Source organism: Micromonospora sp. WMMD980 (assembly GCF_029626035.1).
In the GTDB taxonomy this organism is placed as follows: Bacteria; Actinomycetota; Actinomycetes; order Mycobacteriales; family Micromonosporaceae; genus Micromonospora.
In genome coordinates, this window is the sequence record NZ_JARUBE010000003.1 from 4,413,861 (window position 1) to 4,433,062 (window position 19,202).

The window sequence follows — 19,202 nt, forward strand, 5'->3', positions numbered from 1 at the left end:
GTATCAGCCGTCTGCGGGTGGGGTGTCGTCGTCCGGGTCGGTGTCGTCGGGGTGCAGGGCGCGGTTCATGGCTTCGATGGCGTCGCGGTGCAGGCGGGGTCGGACGTGGGCATAGATGTCGGCGGTAACGTGCAGCCGGGCATGGCCGAGGAGTTCCTTGATGGTGACGAGTTCAACGCCCTGTTCCAGCAGCAACGTCGCGCACGTGTGTCGGAGATCGTGAAAGCGGATGTAGCGGACCTCGGCGAGGTAGCAAATCGTCTCGTGCTGACGGTGCACGTTGGCAGGATCGAGCGGCCCGCCCGTAGTTGAGGCGAACACCAGGTCGAGATCTGTCCAGGTGTCGCCGGCTTCCCGCCGGTCGATGTCCTGCCGGCGCCGGTAGCGGGTCAGCGAGGCGATGCAGTCTCGGGGTAGCAGGATCCGCCGTTGCGACGCCTCCGTCTTGGGTGGTTGGAAGGTCATGCCGCCTTTGGTGCGGGCGAGGGTGCGGCGTACAGACAGGTGCCCGGCATCAAGGTCGATGTCGGACCATTGCAGACCGAGGATTTCGCCGCGCCGCAGGCCGGTGCGTAGCGCGAGTTCGAACAGCGGGCCGTGGCGGTGGAACGCGGCGGCGTACAGGTACTTGCGGGCCTCGCCGGCGGTGAACGGTTGGTATCGGCTGCGTGCGGGGGTGGGGAGCCGGACCGGGGAGGCGACGTTGCGGTGCAAGAGTTCCTCCCGTACGGCGTGGGCGAGGGCTGCGGACAGGACCGCCCGGATGTAGCGGACGGTCGCCGGCTTCAGGTGGCGTTGGCAGCAGGCGCCGACGGCGCAGCAGCGGGGCCGGCGGTCCTTGCGCGGGTGGTGCGGGTCGCGGCGGGCGTCCCAGCCGCGGGCGCAGCACTGGCACACAGTTTGGATGGTGTCGAGGAAGGTGCGGACCTCGGTGACGGTGAGCGCGGCGAGCCGGCGGTGACCGATTGCGGGGATGAGGAACTGGCGGATGTAGGTGTCGTAGTTGGCGTAGGTGGTGGGGCGTACCTGGTGGACCGCCACGGTGGTCAGCCAGCGGGTGAGGTAGTCGCCGACGGTGAGCGTCGGGTCGGCGGTCGCGGGTAGGCCACGGTGGGACTCGGCGAGTTTGACTGCCAGCTTGTCGGCGGCTTCCTTGCGAGTGGCGCCGTAGACGCGGACCCGGCGGCTGCTGCCGTCGGCGGCCTGGACGTAGCCGGCGCCTTCCCACCGGCCGTCGGCGCGCTGGTAGACGGTGCCTTCACCGTTGGCGCGTTTCCTACCGGCCATGACCGGTCACCTCCCCGCTCAACTCACGCAGGTAGGCGGCCAGGGCCGTGGTGGGGATGCGGCGGCACCGGCCGATGCGCACCGACCGCAGTCGTCGGGTGCGGATGAGGTGGTAGACGGTGTGCTTGGAGACTTGGAGCCGGTCCATGACCTGGGCCACGGTGAGCAGGTCAGCAGTCACGCCCCACCTCCGGGTCCGGCGTAGCGCCAGTCGCCGACGACGAGCACGCTCGCCGGGTCGACGCCGGCCCGCTCGGCATGCCGGTCGGCCATCCAGTTGCGGCGTTCGGCGCGCAGGGCGGTGAGGGTGGTGGAGTAGGTGCGGGAGGTGGTGGCGAAGTGGCCCCGGAAGCCGAGGGTGTGCGCGTACCGGCGTAGCCGCAGCCGACCGAGGCCGGGTTGGACGCCCAGCCACCAGCAGGTGTCGACCAGCCGGCGGGCGTGCCCGCTCAGGTGCCGCAGGCTGGCGCCGGGTCGCCGACCAGTGCCCGCGCACCGGTGACACAGCACCGTCGTTGTGGGGTTGGTGCCGTGGCCATCGCAGGTGCGGCAGTAGATCGGGCCGAGGTCGACCCCGACCGTCTCGGCGGCCTTGGTGGCGTACTTTGCGACGTACCGGGCCACCACCGTCTCCGACATTCCATCAGCGCGGGTGATCGGGCGGACGTCGACCTGCCGGCCCCACCTCAACCGTCGCAAGGGCACCCGGCGACAGGCCGGGGTGGTCACCTCTACCCGCCGGATCGCGGCGCGGATCGCGTGGTCGAGTAGGTCGACGCTGGCCCAGCCGGCCGGGGCCGAGGACGGGCCGTCGGCGCCGTCCAGGCGGACGATCGCGTGCAGGTGCACCACGCCTCGGGCCTGGAACTCGGCGACCTTGGCGAACACCACCCGTACCTGCCGGGCCGCCACCGCCCGAGGCAGACCGGCTGCGGCAGCCAGGCCACGACGCGTCTCGGTCGTGAACCGTGCCCACAGCAGTCCGACGTGCGCGTTGAACAGAACCTGACCGGGGTAGTCGTAGCCGGCCGGGTCCAGGGGCGTGCCGATCGCCGGGTCGGCGGCGAGGTGCCACCGGCCGCAGCTACGACGCACGGGCATACGCCGGGTGCGGGGGTGGCAGGGGCGCGGCTGGCCGTGCCGGTCCGGGCCGAGGTGTACCGGCCCGAACGACGGCGCGGTCGCCGTGACGAACAGCCGGGGCCGGTCGGCGACCTGCGGCGGAGTGTTCTTCCCCCCATGCAGGCCGGCGGCGATCAGGTGGTAGGCGTCCAGCTTGTACAGCGCCGAGCAGGCCGGACAGACCGACGCGCGGCGGCTGCGGCAGCGCAGCCCGACCACCCGGCCCGATGTGGTGGCTGTATCGAAGCGGTCGACGATCCGGCCGGTGCCACGCTCGACGAGCAGACTGCTACCGGCGACAGCGACTGGATGCCGGCACTGGCCGACCTGCTGGGCGAGGTCGGTGGAGGCCGCGACGCGGAGCAAGCCGCCCGGGTCGGCCGGTATGGGGTGGGGTGACATCATTGAGGGTGGTTCCTTCTCAGTGCTGGGATAGGGGCTGGACCCGGGCAGCGCGGCGGAGTGTTCTTGGCGGAATGGGCCGCCGCTCTGCCCGGGGAACTCGTCATCGGGGTGCGGCATCGGCCACCGCCTCCCGCGTGGTCAACAGGTGCAGCGGGTCGCGGACCAGGTGCGCGGTCGCGGCAGCGATGGCATCGGCGGTCGCGTCCGGCACGTACGGCGCGCGGACCAGGGTGAACCCGGGCCGGCCCTGCGCGACCATCGACGCCACCCCGACGTAGGCCGGGTCCTGCAGCCGACGCGGATGCTCATTCGGCGCGGCCGTGATGTCCGAGCCGAGCACCGCCGTGGCCGCCTCCGAGGTGCGCTGCGCGAAGCTGATCGCGACCTGGCAGTTGTCGCGGACCTTCGTCGGGATTGCATCCCCGGTCGCCTTCTGCGTCGCCAGAACGACCTGGATGCCGACGTTGCGGCCCTTACGAATCAGCTCCTCCACCAGCCGGGCCGTCTCCCGGGCCAGGGCGTCGAAGCGCTTGGACTGCGCGTCGGTGCCCTTGGTCTCGTTCAGGAACGTGTGCGCCTCATCGATCACCACCACGACCAGAGGCCAGGAGGCGGACGGGCCGACGTGCCACACGTTCTTCACCCCGAGCACCGAGCGGATCGCGTGCTGACGGGCGACCATCAACTCCCGCACCCGGGTCAGATGGTCACGGACCTGCTCCGGGTTGTCCTTCGCCGACAGCCACGCGCGGGTGAACAGGTCGTCGTAGTCCGGGCCGCCCTTGCCGTCGATCAGCACGAACTGCACCGCCGGGCACGGGGCAAGCTGGCAGAACCGGGCGTTGAGGAACGACGTCTTGCCGTAACCCGCCAGCCCGGCCACCACCACGCCGGAAACACCAGCCGAGCGGATCGTGACCGGCTGACCGTCGGCATCGACGCCAGCGACCCACACCGCCGGATCCGTCCCGGCCGCTGCCGATTCGGTCCATGTCGCGGGTTCGGTGAGGGGGTCGTGCAGCAGCGCCCGTATCCGGACCAGGCCGGGACGGACCTGCGCCACCCTCACGAGCGGCACACGCCACACGTCGGCCAGATGCCCGGCCGCCTGCGTGAACTCCTCAACGCCGATACGGCCCACGGTGGAAGCGTCGACGCGCACACCCCACCGCTCGGCCGCCACCGTCACCGCCGGAATCAACTCCCGAGTCACGACCGTGCCCGGCGGACGGTTGGACCACCACGGCGGGCGGACCCGCTCGGACTGCACGAGCCCGACCTGGCGGGCAGTCCGCCGCCACGTGTACCTGATCCGCCACGCGACCCGCAGCACCGGACGGAGTTGCCTGCCTGCTACCAGGTACCGCACGGCGTGCGCGCCGAGCCACACGAGTACGGCCAGGGCGGCGACCGCCAGCACGACCGCCGGTACCGCCATGATCAGACGAACATCAGGGGGATGGATCATCCGGGCTTCACCGCCGTCAACGCCGACGCCCGGAAGATCTGCCAGGCCCGACCGTTCTTCTCCCCTGTCACGAACGTCAACCCGGACGCCTTGACCATCTGCCCCACGGCCAGGTCCTTCGGCACCGCCGGCAGCGGCACCGACACCCGCAACACCTGCGGCTGCCCACCCTCGACCGTCAACGCGAGGGGCACCTCCACCAACGGCGCACCCGTGACCCGATCCGTCGCGGCCACACCATTGGCCTTGTCCTTGAACTGCGGCGCCGGCACCGCCAGCACCAGCAGCGTCTGGCTGCCATCAATCGGCAACACCAACATGTTGTGTTCTCCTCTGCTCCGGTCCACGCCACTGCGGCGTGCGTCCCGTGCATATAAGGTGTCACGTGACACCTGTGACGGTCAAGAGGTGTTTAGAGACACGAGTGTCATGTGACGCCCATCCCGCCTGATCAACCCATGACGGCGGCTACGATCAGCGCATGGCCCACGACCCAGACGACAAGCGAGCCCTGTTCCAGCAGGTCGTCGACGACATCCTCGACCAGATCCGCGACGGACGCCTCAACCCCAACGACCCACTACCGTCCGCCCGCAAGATGGCCGACCTCTACGGCGTGGCCTCCATGACCGCCCAACGCGCACTACGCGAACTCCAACACCGACGCATCACCTACAGCGTCGCCGGCAAAGGCACCTTCGTCCACCCCGACGCCTTCGACCTACTACGCGGCGGCGTCCTCCGCGAACCCATCGACGACCCCGACCTACGCCGCCGAGTCACCGCCTACCTCGCCGACCAGCAGGCCATCACCATCCGCTACCACCACGCCCGCACCGCCGACGACAAGAACGCAGCCCTGCACGACCTGCTACGCCACGCCGACACCAACAGCGACCTCATCGACGAAGTGATCAAATACCAGGCCGACCGAGGCAACTTCGCCCAGCAGCCCGAACACCTCCGACGCCCCAGCAACGACGACGCGCCATCACCCGCCAAGCGCTCACGCAGCAGCCGCAGCCGCAGCCGCGCACCAAAGCAGTAAGCCAGCCGGATCAAGGCCCCCGACCAAGATCCGGCTGGCTCAAAACTGCTCTACAGGATCAAGAGCGGCCCGGCTGACGCCGGGCCACGCGCACGCGCTACGGCCTACGGCCCCGCGCGCACGCCCACCAACACCGGGCCAACCACGAGCCCCAGCCATCGACCAGCCGGGGCCGGACGATCCCTTCACCAGCCACTCTCAACGGACGCTTCCGGGGATCGACGCCGCACCGCTACGCGGCGCGCCACCGCACGCATACCTCCGCGCCGTGATCCCAGGCACTGTGCATGACATCGGCACATCGCCATACGTGCCTTGCCTTTGACGGCAACGGTGACGGCAACCCGAGCAGACGACCCCGACTGTCGACAGTCTACGACTACAATGCGTAATCGCCAGGAATTGGACTCGAAGAGCCAGGCAACGTTTACCCGGAACGCTGCCTGGCTCCTCCAGACCACCTTTGGGCATCAGTGCGATTTGCTGAATCCCTTATTCTGGATTCGCTATCCTCGCCAGCGAGAGGGTCTCTACACCTGCCTGCAGCGCCGAGGAGAGCTCCTCCTGTGCAGCACGCCGCCGCTCTCCCAATATTGCGTCCGCCTCCTGCATATCCGAAATTTCCTCGAATCGCCTCCATGCCTCATATACGGCCCGAGTCTGTTCAAGTGGAAGTCCGGCCAGGATAGCCGTCTCTTTAAGCCCACGCTGCAAGGCCTTCCCTTCCTTCAAGAACCACAGCGTAAACAGAGAGTGTTCTGCAATAAAGCGCCCAAGGAGCACAAGAACCTCGTGACCAAGATAGTCACACGACAGCATTCTTATCGCAAGGTTCGCCTCAACACTCTTACTAGGTTCTAGCAGCTCACCCGGCGGCTTCCACTCATCCGGAAGCTCACTGAGCCAATCAAAATCAGCCATTGGTACCGCCCCTGCTACTCCGACAACCAGCTTCCATGGACGCTAACCATGCTTCCTGAGTAGCCACTCAGTCGCAGCCTTCGTGCGTGTCGGTATGTCCGACACGCCGCCTGCCCGGAGAACCTGAGCACAATAAGTTACACAACTCTGCGCAGCTAGATTGTAACGTGGATACTGCCCTCTCGCCGTCCTCGCCATCATGACCTCGGCGTACGCCATTGCACCCCCCGGATTCGGCAGAGGAATGCGAACATTGATGGTGTTCGGCGATAGCGTCGCGGGGTCAAACTCAGCCACTCCGTTCGTCGGGGTGTTCACACCACCGAACTGCTCCGTGTGAAGCACTTCATCGCCGTTCTTGACGGTGATCAGAGCATGCTTCGCATCCGGGTCGAGGTGAACGATCGCTTCTCCGCAGTTGTGTACGAGCACCGGGGTGTTGCCGGCGAGCACATAGAGTGTGTGGAACTGATCGGACGAGGCGTCCGAACGGAGGTGAGGTCGGTGAGCGCAGCTCCCTTGGAGCCCTACAGCTCGCACGTGGGCCCGTGGACCGAGGCCGACTACCTCACGCTGGGCGACAGCCACGACCGCGTCGAACTGCTCGACGGGGGCCTGATCGTGAGCCCTGCCCCGAGTCGGCGGCACCAGCGGGTGGCACGACGGCTGGCGAACGCTGTCGAGATGGCGGCCGAACCGGTCGGCCTGTTCGTCTACGACGCCATCGACGTGCGGCTGGGAGCCGACCGGATCGTGATCCCGGATCTCGTCGTCACCGATGCTGACGACGACGGAGTGATCCTGGATGCCGGCCGCGTCGCGCTTGTCGGCGAAATCGTCTCGCCCGGCGACGCCGCCGCCGGCCGGCTGGTCAAGATGCAGCTCTACGCGATCGCCCGCATCCCGTTCTACCTGCTGGTCGAGCAGGACGGGGACACCCACTCGCTGCGGCTGCACCGGCTCGACGAGGGGCACTACGTCGAGGACCGCGTGGCGAAGGCTGGTGAGACGCTCAGCGTGACCGAGCCGTTCCGCTGGGCGATGGATCCGGCCACGCTCCGCTGAACGAAGTGAAAATTTTCTTGCATCCTATTGCGATCTAGGGCACTAACCTCCAAAGATGGGCGTCAATCAGTAGACGTCCTCTGGAGGCACCCCATGGCCCGTACCAGACTTTCCGTGCGCCAGCTGCTCGCCGCCGGCCTCACCGTGGCCGCCACCGCGGCCGCGGCCCTCGTGGCGACCGCCGGACCGGCCGCCGCCGCGACCACCCCCGGCGTCGACGTCTCCCGCTACCAGGGCAGCATCAACTGGACCAGTGCGCGCAACGCCGGCATCCAGTTCGCCTTCATCAAGGCCACCGAGGGCACCAGCTACAAGGACCCGAACTTCAACTCGAACTACGTGAACGCCTACAACGCCGGTGTGATCCGGGGTGCCTACCACTTCGCCCGGCCGAACATCTCCGCCGGCTCCACCCAGGCGAACTATCTGGCCAGCAACGGCGGCGCCTGGTCGGCGGACAGCCGTACGCTGCCCGCCGCGCTGGACATCGAGGCCAACCCGTACAGCGGTGGCTACTGCTACGGCCTGAGCACCACCGGCATGCGCAACTGGGTCCAGTCCTTCCTCAACACCTACAAGTCCCGCACCGGCCGGTACGCGGTCATCTACACCACCACGAGCTGGTGGAACCAGTGCACCGGCAGCTGGACCGGCCCGTGGGCCAACCACCCGCTCTGGCTCGCCCGCTGGTCCAGCACGCCGGGCGCCCTGCCGGCCGGCGCGTCGGTCTGGAGCTTCTGGCAGTACACCAGCACCGGCAGCGTCTCCGGGATCAGCGGCAACGTCGACCGCAACTACTGGAACGGTGACCGGAGCCGGCTGATCGCCCTGGCCAACAACACCTGACGGACGCACGGAAGCGGGACCGCCCCGATCTGGGGCGGTCCCGCTGTCGTCGTACCGTCTTGGTTCTCGCCTCAGGCCCGGCGCCGCGCGGCGGTCGCCATGGGCACGGTCGCGGGTCGCCGGGTCCAGCGCCACACCGCCACCCCGGCGACGGTCAGGGTGAGCACGCCGAGGACCGCGACCGGCGCGGACAGGCCGGCGGCGACCAGCAGCAGGACGGCGTCGCCGAGCGCGACCAGCATCCACAGTGCCAGCCGGGGGCCGGTGTCCCTGTGTCGGTAACCCATGTCGCACCTCCTTCGTCGTCGGGGTGTTCATACCCCCGACTACGGAAAGTCATGCGAACCAGTTTCACACCGGCGAGACTCCCAGCGTCAGTTGCGGCGATCCGGCACGAAGCCCTTGGTGATGATGTCGAAGTTGGGCAGGTTGGCCTGCCAGTCCTTCGCCGGGACCTCCCAGCGCAGCGCGAAGCCCCGGTTGCTGGCCGTCGCCACACCCCGGTTACGCACGTGGAACCGGACGTTGCCGCTGCGCGTCTCCAGCCAGTCCCAGTCGGCGCAGGTGCGGTAGTAGCCGTCGCACCGGGTGATGCTGAGGTACTTGTAGTTCCGGACGTAGTTCTTCCGGGCCGACTCCTTGCTCTTCCAGTCGGCCTCCGCGTCCTTCTCCGGGCTGTCCGTCCACTGCATGAACAGCACCCGATTGGTACCACCGACCTCGTAGAGCGTGACCTGATTCCCCTCCGCCTTGGCCTGAAAGTTCTTCGGGATCGGCACCTTGAAGCCGTTCGAGCCGGTGTAGTACTTCCAGCCGGCCGGCAGCACAAACCCGGTCGGGGACGGGCTCGCCGACGGCGACGGGCTGGCCGACGGGCTGGCCGACGAGGCGGCCGCGCTCGGTGCGGCGCTGGCGGTCGGCGCGGGCGGGCCCGCCGACGCCACCGAGGAGCCGGCCGTCGGCCCGCCGCCGTCACCGTCGTCGTCGCCGTTGTTGAGCAGGGGCAGGGCCACCGCCAGCCCAACCAGGAGCACCAGGACCAGCGCGCCGATCAGCAGGTTGCGCCGGTTCGGCGCGGTCTTGACGCCGGACGGCACGGTGGCCCGGCCGGGGGAGGGCGCCGGACTGACCGGGGCGGAGTCGGACGGGGCCGGGCGCTGCGCGGGAGCCGTGACCGGCTCCCCGTCGAGCCGGGTCTCGTCGAGCGCGGGGGCGGCGTCGTCCCCCCGGCTCTCGTCGAGCGCGGGGACGTCGTCCACCCGGGTCGCGTCGACCGGCGGGTCGGCGTCGAGCGTGGTCGTCGGGTCGGCGACCGGCGGCGACACCTTCGCGGTCGGGCCCGCGTCCGAGATGGGTGCCGGCACCTTCGCGGTCGGGTCGGCGGACGCCGCCGTACCCCCGGTGACCGCCACCCCGGACGCGCCGGCGGCCGCGCGTTGCACCTGGTCGTCGGCCGGACGCGGCGCCGGCACCAACGGCGGCCGCGGCGCGCGCGGACCGTTCGGCCCCGGCCGGCGTACGCCGTCCAACAGGGAAATGCTCTTGGCCCGCCGCCCGGCGGCCTTGCGCAGCATGCGCTCCGCCACCTCGGCGGTGATCCGCTCGTCCGGGTCCTTGCGCAGCAGCCCTTGCAACACCGGCTTGAGCGGCCCGGCGTTGCGCGGCGGCGGCATCGGCTCGGTGGCGAGCGCCGCCAACGTGGCGATGGCCGACGGGCGCGCGTAGGGCGACTTGCCCTCCACCGCGGCGTAGAGCGTGGCGCCCAGCGACCACAGATCGGCCTCCGGCCCGGCCGTGCCGTCCCGCGCCCGCTCCGGCGAGATGTAGGCGGGTGAGCCCAGCACCATGCCGGTGCGGGTCACGTTCGGGTCGCCGGGGATGGTCGCCAGGCCGAAGTCGGTGAGCACCACCCGGCCGTCCTCGCCGAGCAGCACGTTGCCCGGCTTGACGTCGCGGTGCATGATGCCGGCCTTGTGCGCGGCCTTCAGCGCGCCCAGCACGCCGAGGCCGATCTCGACCGCCTTGGCCGCCGAGACCGGGCCGTCCTCGGCGATCGTGTCCTGCAACGACTTCGACGCCACGTATTCCATGACGATCCACGGATCGCCGTCGGTGCGCAGCACGTCGAAGATGCGGACCACGTTGACGTTGTTGAGGCGGGCGATGGCCCGCGCCTCGCGCAGCGAGCGTTCCCGCATCTCACGGCGCTCGTCGGGGGTGAGGCCGGGCGGCGGGACCAGCTCCTTGATGGCGACGTCGCGGTGCAGCACCTCGTCCCGCGCCTTCCAGACGCGGCCCATGCCGCCCTGACCGAGCGGCGTGAGAAGCCGATACCGGTCAGCGACGAGTTGGGGAAGTGCGTTCGACATCGCAGAAACGGTACCCGGCCGCTCCGACGCGCACACCGCCGGCACGCCACTGTATGCCGACCGTCGAGTTCGCGACGCGTACCCTGGGTCCATGTCTGCCGAAGAGCCGATGTTCCGGGTCGTCCGTGGCGTGCCCACCGCCGAGGAGCTGGCCGCTCTGGTCGGCGCCATCGTGGTCCGCACCCGGCCCGTCGCCGCCGCCGCACCGCCCGCCGTGTCGCGGTGGTCGCGCAGCGCCCACCGCGCCGGCGCGACGCTCGCCGCAGGTCCCGGCGCGTGGCGCGCCTCGGGCCTTCCCCGCTGAAACCTTCCCCGCGTACGCGAGCCGGGCTGGGGCTGCCGGGATCCGCGCGGAGCCATTAACCTCACTCAGGGAAACCGTGCGGTGACGGGCAGGGAGGTCCGATGATCCCGGAGGACAACCGGCCAGCCGGCTGGCTGCGTGACTACGGCGGCATCGAGGCCGACATCCGACAGATGAGGGAGTTCGCCGACCGACTCCAGGACGAGGTCACCCGCAACTACGCCCCCCACCTGTCCTACATCGCCGACGACATGAAGGCCCTGGTGCCCAACCCGGCCGACGCCTTCATCGAGCTGGTCCAGTTCCTCCAGGCCCACCACGAGACGCAGAAGGCCGCGGTCAGCGCCGTCTGGGACCTGGCGCCCGCCACCGGCCGGCTCGCCGACGCCGCCGGCCGGATCGCCGCCCACTACGACGACTCCGACGCCTTCTCCTCCGCCCGAGTCGCCGACGTCGAGCGGGCACTCGCCACACCCACCACCACGGCCGCCCGCCCGACCCCACCACTGGCCGACCCCACCGGCCCCGACCAGGGGCGGGTGGTCCTGCCGTGATCGAACGGGGCGGCGGACGCACCTCCGGGCTCACCGACTGGCGGCTGATGGACGTGCTCAGCATGTGGGCGTGCCTGCACGACCAGGACACCACCGGCCAGTGGAAGCAGGTCGCCGGCTGGCGCAAGGTCTGCGACCTCGCGCTGGCGCACCTGGGCCGGCTGCGGGAATACCGTCGCGGGCTCGCCGAGGCGTGGCCGCCCGAGACCAACGCCGCCGCGCGGGCCTACGTGGGCGAACTCGACCAACTCATCGACCGGGTGCAGCGCACCCACGACGCGGCCGCCGCGAACTACGACGCGCTCGCCGCCGCCGCCCGCGCCATCGGCGGCGCCCGCGCCGAGTTGCAGCCGCTCTACGACGAGTACGCGACCAAGCTCGGCCAGAAGCGGGCTTACGAGGCGACGATCGCCGACCCGAAGGCGGTGGCTGGCAGCCGGTTGCCGGAACGTCCGCCGGTCACGAACGACGACCTGGAGCAGTTGAACGTACGGGCGCGCGGGTTGATGACGGGGTTGAGCGGGGAACTCCAGCTCGCCCAGGTCATGCTCCAACGCCCGCCAGCACCAGTTCGACCTGGTCGCCAGGTAAACGACCCTGATATATACGGACAGGCCCCACCTGCCATTCCGCCAGTTTTGCCGATTTCAATACCATCCTCAACAGGAAACCACACCCCCAAAATGGCGGCCCTTTCTGCAACGCCGGCACGGCCGTCGACACCCGCAGCGGGGGCTGTTGGGCCAATCTTGGGAGGGGCTGGAACGGCCCAATCACCTACCCAAGCGACCCCACCGATCAATACGACTCCCGCCGCATCACCCGGATACAGCGCCCAGGCCGCCATACCGCCACTGAACGGCATGGAGGGGCGCTTGCCCACTCGCCCCGAACTTTCCGTCCCCCCGAACCTCCGCCCTGGCGAAGGACTTGCGGTTCGCCCGTCGCCGCCCAGCCCTCCTCGGCCAACGCTTCCTAGCGGCTTCATCGGTTCGCCGCCCGGCACCGGCATCAGCCAGCCAGCGTCTGGCACTCCGCGACGAGTTAATCCCGTAGGAGGAGTAATCGGGGGAGGTGGCGCGGGGACTGCCCCAAGCGGATCTGCGGGTTCTAGGCCGGGAACAGGACGATTCACTCCACCGCTGGGGAACCAGAGCGCTTTCCCAGTAGGCGGTTCCCCGACCAACACGACCAGGATTGGGCGAATAGGTTCGAATCGAGAAGAATCGGATGAAAAACCGAACTGGGACCCGGATCACCCATGGCAGACGAGCCGAGGGGTCAACCCCGTAATGCTTCCCCCAGAAGAAGAAGGGCCAATAGATCCTGGCCCCGCAATTGGCTTCGACCGGTGAATTGGGCACCTTTCGCCGCAATAGCACTGCTGCTTCTCAGTGGAACTGGAGCTGCACCTGATCAGTCCAGCGCGAACTGGGAGGCGCCCGCGCCACGGGACAGAATACGAAACGACCAGTGGCATCTGCGTTTCTTGAAGACAGAGGCCGCCAACGCCGTAAGCCGAGGAAGCGGGGTGATAGTAGCAGTGCTAGACACGGGAGTTGATCGCCACCCCGATCTTCGCAGAAACCTACTGGTTGGCACGTCAACCATCCCAGGGAGCCCCGGCGACGGGCTTTTAGATAGAAATAGTCATGGAACAGGGATGGCTGGCCTAATTGCAGCCCATGGCCAACCGAACAATAAGGGAGCCCTGGGGATCGCTCCAGATTCTAAGATACTTCCCGTTAGGTCATCGGGGGCAGCCAACACTGGCCAGGCCGACGACCTGGCGGCCGGGATCGACTACGCGATCGCCCACCATGCGGGAGTAATCAGCATCTCTAGCAGTGGCGCCACGAGCACAAAATTGGTGAGAGCAATACAAGATGCGCTATCAGCAGATATAGTCGTTGTTGCGGCGGCTGGAAATAAGCCAGAAGACGCATACGTTGGCTATCCCGCCGAAGAACCCGGCGTGATCGCGGTCGGAGGCGTTGATCGTTCTGGGCTTCACGCCCCGGTTTCAGTTAGCGGCCCGGAGATCGACGTCGTAGCGCCTGCCGTTGACATCTACAGCACCAGCTATGGCGGCAAGTACTCGAAGGGCACAGGAACCTCTAGTGCCACCGCGATCGTGGCCGGGGCCGCTGCGTTGATTCGCTCCAAATACCCTCACCTCCCCGCGGCCGAGGTCGCACACCGGCTCACGGCGACTGCCGTCGACAAGGGCCCACCCGGCCGGGACGACGAGTACGGCTACGGGGTCATCGACCTGGTCGCCGCGCTCACCGCCGACGTACCCCCGATCGGTTTCGGGTCGAGCGGGGTCACCGCGCCGGCTTCGACGGCGGCCGGGCCCAGCGGCGACGGCGGCGGCACGGCTCGGGGCTTCGCGACCCTCGGTGTGCTGCTGGCCGCGGGCGGCGGTTATCTGGTCTGGCGTCGTCGTCGACGTGCCGGCGACCCGCCGCCGAGGATCAGCCGGTAGCGTCGGCGAGGTGTCGACCTCCGTGCCGTTGCGCCTCGTCCTGGCCTCGCAGAGCCCCGCCCGCCGCAAGCTGCTCCAAGCCGCCGGGATCGAGCCCGACGTGCTGGTCAGCGGCGTTGACGAGTCGCAGGTGGTCAGTGCTCGGGCCGAGGATCTGTGTCTGGAACTGGCACGGCTGAAGGCTCAGGCCGTGCTCGGCCGGCTGCGTCCCGCCGGGGGCGAGCGCACGTTGGTGCTCGGGTGCGACTCGGTGCTCGCGTTCGACGGGGAGATCCTGGGCAAGCCGGCCGACGCGGCCGACGCGACCCGGCGCTGGCAGCGGATGCGCGGGCGCAGCGGCGTCCTGCACACCGGCCACTGCCTGATCGACGTGGTGCACGAGGCCCGCGCGGAGGCGGTCGCGTCGACCACCGTGCACTTCGCCGACATCACCGACGAGGAGATCGCCGCGTACGTGGCGACGGGTGAGCCGCTGGCGGTGGCCGGCGCGTTCACCATCGACGGGCTTGGCGGCGCGTTCCTGACCGGTATCGAGGGTGACCCGGGCACGGTGGTGGGGCTCTCCCTGCCGCTGCTGCGCCGGCTCCTCGGCGAGTTGGAGCTGCGTCTTGTCGACCTGTGGACGAAGGTCGCGCCGGGGGGCCAGGAGATCGAGCATCTCGGCTAACGTCCGGGCATGACCACGAAGCCGTTGCCGCTGACCCCGGAACTGCACGCCTACCTGGTGGCCCACGGGTCCACCCCGGACGAGGTGGTCCGGGAACTGGCCGAGGAGACCCGGGCGGCCCTGCCGGCCGAGGCCGACATGCAGGTCGCGCCGGAGCAGGCGGCGTTCCTCACCTTCCTGACCCGGCTGCTGGGTGTGCGACAGGCGGTGGAGGTGGGCACGTTCACCGGGCTGTCCTCGCTGGCGATCGCCCGCGGGCTGGCCGAGGGTGGCCGGCTGACCTGCTTCGACATCTCCGAGGACTACACCGGCGTGGCCCGCCGCTACTGGGCTCGGGCGGGTGTCCAGGACCGGATCGAGCTACGCATCGGGCCGGCCGCCGAAACGCTGCGGGAGCTGCCCCGGGAGCGTCATCTCGACTTCGCGTTCATCGACGCGGACAAGGTCGGCTACCCGGTCTACTGGGACGAGCTGGTGCCGCGGATGCGTTCCGGCGCGGTCATCGCGGTCGACAACACGCTGCGCGCCGGCCGGGTGCTCGCCCCGCGCAACGCGGACGACCGGGCCATCGCCGCCTTCAACGACGAGGTTCTCGCGGACGTCCGCGTCGAGGCGGTCATGCTCCCGATCGCCGACGGGGTGACCCTCGCCCGGGTGCGCTGAGCCAGGTCGGCGAGGTGGCGGTATCCGGTGGGACCGGACCCCGCCACCTCGCCGAAGTGGAGTCGATCAAGAGCGCGTGGTCAGGCCGGCTCGGGGTGCAGGGCCCGGCCCAGCCGCACGGTCAGCAGCACGGCCACCGCGATGAACGCGGGCAGCAGCAGGAAGGCCGCGTGCGGTCCGACGCCGTCGGCCACCCGGCCGAGCGCGACGGGCGCGATCCCGAAACCCACCCCCATCGAGTACGACGACCAGCCCGCCGCCCGATCGGCGGCCCCACCGGCCACCGCGAGCGCGATGGAGATCGCCAGCGGGTAGTGCAGGGCGTTGCCCAGGCCGAGCACGACCAGACCGGTGACCGCGAGCCAGCCGACCGGGCTCGCCCAGAACAGCGTGAACCCGGCCAGTGAGACGGTGAGCGCGCCGAGCAGCAGCGACACCGGAGGCCAACGCATCGCGGCCCGGCCGCCGGCGAGCCGGCCGGCGAACATGCCGCACACGATCGCCGCGACGGCGGCCGACGCCCCGCCGGCGCTCAGGCCGGCGTGGGTCCGGAGCACGTCGGCGGTCCACAGCGACAGGCAGACCTCGATCGACCCGGTGACGGACATCAACACCCAGGCGATCCAGTACGCCCGCGGCAGCCGCTGCGAACCCGCCGGGGAGCCGGGATCGTAGCCGCTTGCCGTTGTTCTGCGACCCGAACGCGAACCGTCCGGGATCTCGCGCTCCCCGGCACCTGGCCGCGCGACCTCGGTGCCAGCCGACGCCCGGACGGCACCCGCAGCGGTGGATCCGGCTTCGACACCCGGACCGGCAGGCACGGGAAGGACCGCTGAGGCCACGGCAGGTCGGGCGGTAGCCGCGGCAGCGGGGGCGCGCTTCGGTCGGCGTACCCGGAAGGTCATGGCGGTGAGCGCGAGCAACGTGATCAGCCCGACCTCGACGGCCATCACCGGTCGCCAGCCGAGGCCGGCGTCGACGGTGGCGCCGATGGTCAGCGGGGCCAGGATGCCCATCCCGGCGCAGGCGGCGTTGGCCTCGGTGAGCGCGGCGGGCGCGGCCGGCCCGTGCCGGGCGGTGAGCACCACGTTGACTCCGCTGATCACCATCATGCCGAAGGTCGCGACGATCGCGACGGCGGCGATGGTGGCGGGCAGCGGGCGGAGCAGGCCGAGCGCGGTGACGCCGGCGGCCACGCCGGCCAGCCCGAGCCAGACGGCCGGGCCGCGGCCGAAGCGGCGGGCGACCGGGGCGAAGAGCGCGCCGCCGGCCAGGGCGCCGACCGCGATGCCGGTGCTGTGCAGGCCGGCGACCGCGGCGCTGGTGGCCTGTTCGTCGCGGAGCAGGGGTACGACCGGGCCGAACCCGTAGAGGAAGAAGCCCCAGAGGCCGAGCTGGCCGTAGGTCAGCCAGGTGGTCCGGTCACGGGTGAGGCGGGGCACCAACCCGACGCTACGCACGCGTGGCCGGCACCCCGCCAGCAGCTCTCGTGAGTGTGAGAAGGGGCCCCTTCTCTACTGGAGGCGTTAACAGGGGGCCCCGCCTTTCACCGCACGCTGCGGGCGAACTGGCGGGCGGCCCAGACCACGCCGGCCACGGCGAGCACGGCGATGATGCCGAGGCCCTGCCAGACGTTGTCGTTGCCGAGGTCGCCGTCGAAGAGCGCGCGGGTGCCGTCGACCGCCCAGGAGAACGGGTTCCACTTGGCCACGCCCTGCAACCAGCCGGGGGCGAAGGTGAGCGGCAGCAGGATGCCGGAGAGCAGCAGCACCGGTTGCGCGACGGTGTTCATCAGCGGGGCCAGCGCGTCCTCGCTCTTGACCTTGAGCGCGACGCCGTAGGAGACGGCCGAGGTCATCAGCGCGATGAGGGCGAGCATCAGGTAGGCCAGGAGCAGGTAGCCGATGAAGACGCGCAGGTCGAACAGGAGCGCCAGCACGGTGATGATGACGGCCTGGGCGATCAGCGAGACCACGTCGCGCAGGGAGCGGCCGAGCAGCAGCGCGAGGCGGCTGACCGGGGTGACCCGGGAGCGTTCGATCACGCCGGCGCGCAGCTCGGCGATCAGGCCGAAGCCCTGGAACAGGCCGCCGAAGATGGCCAGCAGGACGAGCAGGCCGGGCACGAAGATCTTGTACGCGGCGGCCTGCGTGGGCGCGTTCAGCGCCGGTTTGAGCAGGGGGGCGAAGAGCAGCAGGTACATCACCGGCTGGAAGACGCCGACGAAGACCCAGACCGGGTTGCGCAGCAGCAGTTGCGCCTGGCGCTGGAAGATCAACCAGGTGTCGCGGGCGAGTTTCATGACAGCTTCTCCGGGGGTCAGGACTCGCGCAGCGAGCGGCCGGTCTTGGTGAGGAAGACGTCGTCCAGGCTGGGGCGGTGCAGCTCGATCGAGCGCAGCTCCAGCCCGGCGTGGTCGAGGCGGCGCAGCACCTGCGGGATGGCGACGGCGCCCTCGTCGACGTAGAGGCGGAGGCCGCCCTCGTCGGCGGTCTCCAGCTTGGTCACGTACGCCTCGGTGTCGAGCAGTTGCGCGGCCTGCGGGGTGGTCGCGGCGTCCAGGCCGACGATCACCACCTCGCCGGAGATCTCGCGCTTCAGCTCGGTCGGAGTGCCCTCGGCGACCACCTCGCCGTGATCCATGATGGCGATGCGGTCGCAGAGCGCGTCGGCCTCGTCGAGGTAGTGCGTGGTGATGAAGACGGTCATCCCCTCGGTGCGCAGCCGGCGGATCTCGTCCCACATGTGCGCGCGGCTCTGCGGGTCGAGGCCGGTGGTCGGCTCGTCCAGCAAGACGATCTTCGGTTCGTGGATGATGCCGAGCGCGATCTCGACCCGTCGGCGCTGGCCGCCGGAGTAGGTCTTACACTTGCGGTCGGCGTACTCGCTGAGCTGGAAGGCGTCCAGCGCGCGGATGGCGCGCCGGTTCGCGTCGGCCTTGGCGATGCCGTAGAGGCGGGCCTGGAGCACCAGCTCCTCGCGAGCGCTGGACTCGTCCCAGGTGCTGCCGCCCTGGGGCACGTAGCCGATCCGGCGGCGCACCCCGGCCGGGTCCTTGAGCAGGTCGGCGCCGGCGACGGTGGCCTCGCCGCCGTCCGGCTCGATGAGGGTGGCGAGCATCCGCAGCGTGGTGGTCTTGCCGGCGCCGTTCGGCCCGAGGAAGCCGAAGATCTCCCCCGCGGCGACGTCGAGGTTGACGCCGCGCACCGCGTCCACGGTCTTCGTCTCGCGACCCGCGCGGGAGCGGAACGACTTCCGCAGCCCCCTGGTCTCGATCATTTCTGCTCCTGGTCGTCCGGGCCGGAGTTGCCCGGCCACCGGTCAGTGGTTCGCGTCGAGGCTAACGCGATATAGCTCTTATAGTCAACGTTGGTTATTTCGCGTCACCGTCGGTCCAGCCGGACCAGCCCTCCCCGCGCTCCATCCCCGCGGGCAGGTACGACACCCCGGACTCGATCCGCTCCGCGATCCGCTCGCACCACGCCGTCTCGGCCTCCGCCCGGGCCAGCCACAGCTCGAACATCCAGCCCACGTGCACCGGCTTGCGGGTGCGCACCCAGTCGGAGTCCAACGACGCGCGCATCGACTCGACGCCGGCACGCAGCAGATTGGCGCGGTTGCGCAGCGCCGCCGCGGCCTCGTCGCGAGGCATCGCCGGCAGGAACGAGAACGCCACCGCGAACGGGTCCGGCGACTCGTGCACCTGCCACCACTGCGCCCGCAGCAACGTCTCGAACTCGTCCTCCCCCTTCGCCGTCACCTCGTACGTGGTCCGGGCCGGACGGGCGCCCACCTGCTCGACCGAGACCGTCCGCAGCAGCCCCTCGTCGGTGAGCTTGCGCAGCGCGTGGTAGATCGACCCGGGCTGCACGTTGGCCCACTTGTCAGCACTCCAGCTCAACAGCTCGCGGCGCACGTCGTAGCCGTGCACCGGCTGCATCCACCTGACCAGGCCCAGAATCATCATCCGCGTCGCCGACACCGGACAAGCGTAA

Annotated in this window: 20 protein-coding genes; 8 read left to right on the forward strand and 12 right to left on the reverse strand. The window is 69.8% G+C overall.

Features of this window, described 5'->3' with window-relative positions; translation table 11 throughout:
- Positions 1 to 3 precede the first annotated feature (3 nt).
- From O7618_RS20690 to O7618_RS20710, 5 genes are all read right to left on the reverse strand, one after another.
- A complete protein-coding gene (locus tag O7618_RS20690) occupies positions 4 to 1,287 on the reverse strand; it encodes a site-specific integrase (protein ID WP_278107775.1) in 1,284 nt (427 codons plus the stop codon).
- Entirely contained in the window at positions 1,277 to 1,468 is a 192-nt protein-coding gene (locus tag O7618_RS20695) for a helix-turn-helix domain-containing protein (RefSeq protein ID WP_028191248.1), read from the reverse strand. The genes O7618_RS20690 and O7618_RS20695 overlap by 11 nt, the downstream gene beginning before the upstream one ends.
- Positions 1,465 to 2,814, reverse strand: a complete 1,350-nt coding sequence (locus O7618_RS20700; RefSeq protein ID WP_278107776.1) for a replication initiator — start codon at positions 2,812 to 2,814, stop codon at positions 1,465 to 1,467. The genes O7618_RS20695 and O7618_RS20700 overlap by 4 nt, the downstream gene beginning before the upstream one ends.
- 100 nt (positions 2,815 to 2,914) lie before the next feature.
- On the reverse strand, positions 2,915 to 4,252 hold the full coding sequence (locus O7618_RS20705; protein WP_278107777.1) for an FtsK/SpoIIIE domain-containing protein: 1,338 nt from the start codon (positions 4,250 to 4,252) through the stop codon (positions 2,915 to 2,917).
- A gap of 26 nt (positions 4,253 to 4,278) precedes the next feature.
- Positions 4,279 to 4,602, reverse strand: coding sequence for a hypothetical protein (locus O7618_RS20710; RefSeq protein ID WP_278107778.1), 324 nt, complete (start codon positions 4,600 to 4,602; stop codon positions 4,279 to 4,281).
- 161 nt (positions 4,603 to 4,763) lie between these two features.
- Here O7618_RS20710 and O7618_RS20715 point away from each other — a divergent pair, with 161 nt between their 5' ends.
- Positions 4,764 to 5,330, forward strand: coding sequence for a GntR family transcriptional regulator (locus O7618_RS20715; protein WP_278107779.1), 567 nt, complete (start codon positions 4,764 to 4,766; stop codon positions 5,328 to 5,330).
- A 492-nt stretch (positions 5,331 to 5,822) separates the two neighbouring features.
- Here O7618_RS20715 and O7618_RS20720 read toward each other — a convergent pair whose 3' ends face one another.
- Positions 5,823 to 6,251: a hypothetical protein gene (locus O7618_RS20720; protein ID WP_278107780.1), complete on the reverse strand. Its 429-nt coding sequence runs from the start codon at positions 6,249 to 6,251 to the stop codon at positions 5,823 to 5,825.
- A 504-nt stretch (positions 6,252 to 6,755) separates the two neighbouring features.
- On the opposite strand from O7618_RS20720, the gene O7618_RS20725 reads away from it, so the two are divergent.
- Positions 6,756 to 7,316, forward strand: a complete 561-nt coding sequence (locus O7618_RS20725; protein WP_278107781.1) for a Uma2 family endonuclease — start codon at positions 6,756 to 6,758, stop codon at positions 7,314 to 7,316.
- 93 nt (positions 7,317 to 7,409) lie between these two features.
- Positions 7,410 to 8,162 (forward strand): GH25 family lysozyme, encoded by a 753-nt coding sequence (locus O7618_RS20730; RefSeq protein ID WP_278107783.1) that lies wholly within the window; start codon positions 7,410 to 7,412, stop codon positions 8,160 to 8,162.
- A gap of 71 nt (positions 8,163 to 8,233) precedes the next feature.
- Here O7618_RS20730 and O7618_RS20735 read toward each other — a convergent pair whose 3' ends face one another.
- On the reverse strand, positions 8,234 to 8,449 hold the full coding sequence (locus O7618_RS20735) for a hypothetical protein (protein WP_278107784.1): 216 nt from the start codon (positions 8,447 to 8,449) through the stop codon (positions 8,234 to 8,236).
- An 87-nt stretch (positions 8,450 to 8,536) separates the two neighbouring features.
- The gene (locus O7618_RS20740) at positions 8,537 to 10,531 is read right to left on the reverse strand and encodes a serine/threonine protein kinase (RefSeq protein ID WP_278107785.1); all 1,995 of its coding nucleotides are present in this window, start codon (positions 10,529 to 10,531) and stop codon (positions 8,537 to 8,539) included.
- A gap of 91 nt (positions 10,532 to 10,622) precedes the next feature.
- Between O7618_RS20740 and O7618_RS20745 the strand changes: the two genes are divergently transcribed.
- From O7618_RS20745 to O7618_RS20770, 5 genes are all read left to right on the forward strand, one after another.
- Positions 10,623 to 10,835 carry an acyl-CoA carboxylase subunit epsilon gene (locus O7618_RS20745; protein WP_278107786.1) on the forward strand — a complete coding sequence of 71 codons (213 nt, stop codon included), beginning with the start codon at positions 10,623 to 10,625 and terminating at the stop codon, positions 10,833 to 10,835.
- A gap of 101 nt (positions 10,836 to 10,936) precedes the next feature.
- The gene (locus O7618_RS20750; RefSeq protein ID WP_278107787.1) at positions 10,937 to 11,389 is read left to right on the forward strand and encodes a hypothetical protein; all 453 of its coding nucleotides are present in this window, start codon (positions 10,937 to 10,939) and stop codon (positions 11,387 to 11,389) included.
- A 1,261-nt stretch (positions 11,390 to 12,650) separates the two neighbouring features.
- Complete coding sequence (locus tag O7618_RS20760; protein WP_278107789.1) at positions 12,651 to 13,877, forward strand: S8 family serine peptidase; 1,227 nt, start codon at positions 12,651 to 12,653, stop codon at positions 13,875 to 13,877.
- Between the two features lie 10 nt (positions 13,878 to 13,887).
- Entirely contained in the window at positions 13,888 to 14,544 is a 657-nt protein-coding gene (locus O7618_RS20765; protein ID WP_278107790.1) for a Maf family protein, read from the forward strand.
- Positions 14,545 to 14,553: 9 nt separating this feature from the next.
- On the forward strand, positions 14,554 to 15,207 hold the full coding sequence (locus O7618_RS20770; protein ID WP_278107792.1) for an O-methyltransferase: 654 nt from the start codon (positions 14,554 to 14,556) through the stop codon (positions 15,205 to 15,207).
- 80 nt (positions 15,208 to 15,287) lie between these two features.
- Here O7618_RS20770 and O7618_RS20775 read toward each other — a convergent pair whose 3' ends face one another.
- From O7618_RS20775 to O7618_RS20790, 4 genes are all read right to left on the reverse strand, one after another.
- Complete coding sequence (locus O7618_RS20775; RefSeq protein WP_278107793.1) at positions 15,288 to 16,649, reverse strand: MFS transporter; 1,362 nt, start codon at positions 16,647 to 16,649, stop codon at positions 15,288 to 15,290.
- Positions 16,650 to 16,753: 104 nt separating this feature from the next.
- The gene (locus tag O7618_RS20780) at positions 16,754 to 17,509 is read right to left on the reverse strand and encodes an ABC transporter permease (RefSeq protein ID WP_091060882.1); all 756 of its coding nucleotides are present in this window, start codon (positions 17,507 to 17,509) and stop codon (positions 16,754 to 16,756) included.
- Positions 17,510 to 17,526: 17 nt separating this feature from the next.
- Complete coding sequence (locus O7618_RS20785; protein ID WP_278107794.1) at positions 17,527 to 18,486, reverse strand: ATP-binding cassette domain-containing protein; 960 nt, start codon at positions 18,484 to 18,486, stop codon at positions 17,527 to 17,529.
- A gap of 94 nt (positions 18,487 to 18,580) precedes the next feature.
- A complete protein-coding gene (locus O7618_RS20790) occupies positions 18,581 to 19,174 on the reverse strand; it encodes a PadR family transcriptional regulator (RefSeq protein ID WP_278110094.1) in 594 nt (197 codons plus the stop codon).
- Between the last annotated feature and the right edge of the window lie 28 nt (positions 19,175 to 19,202).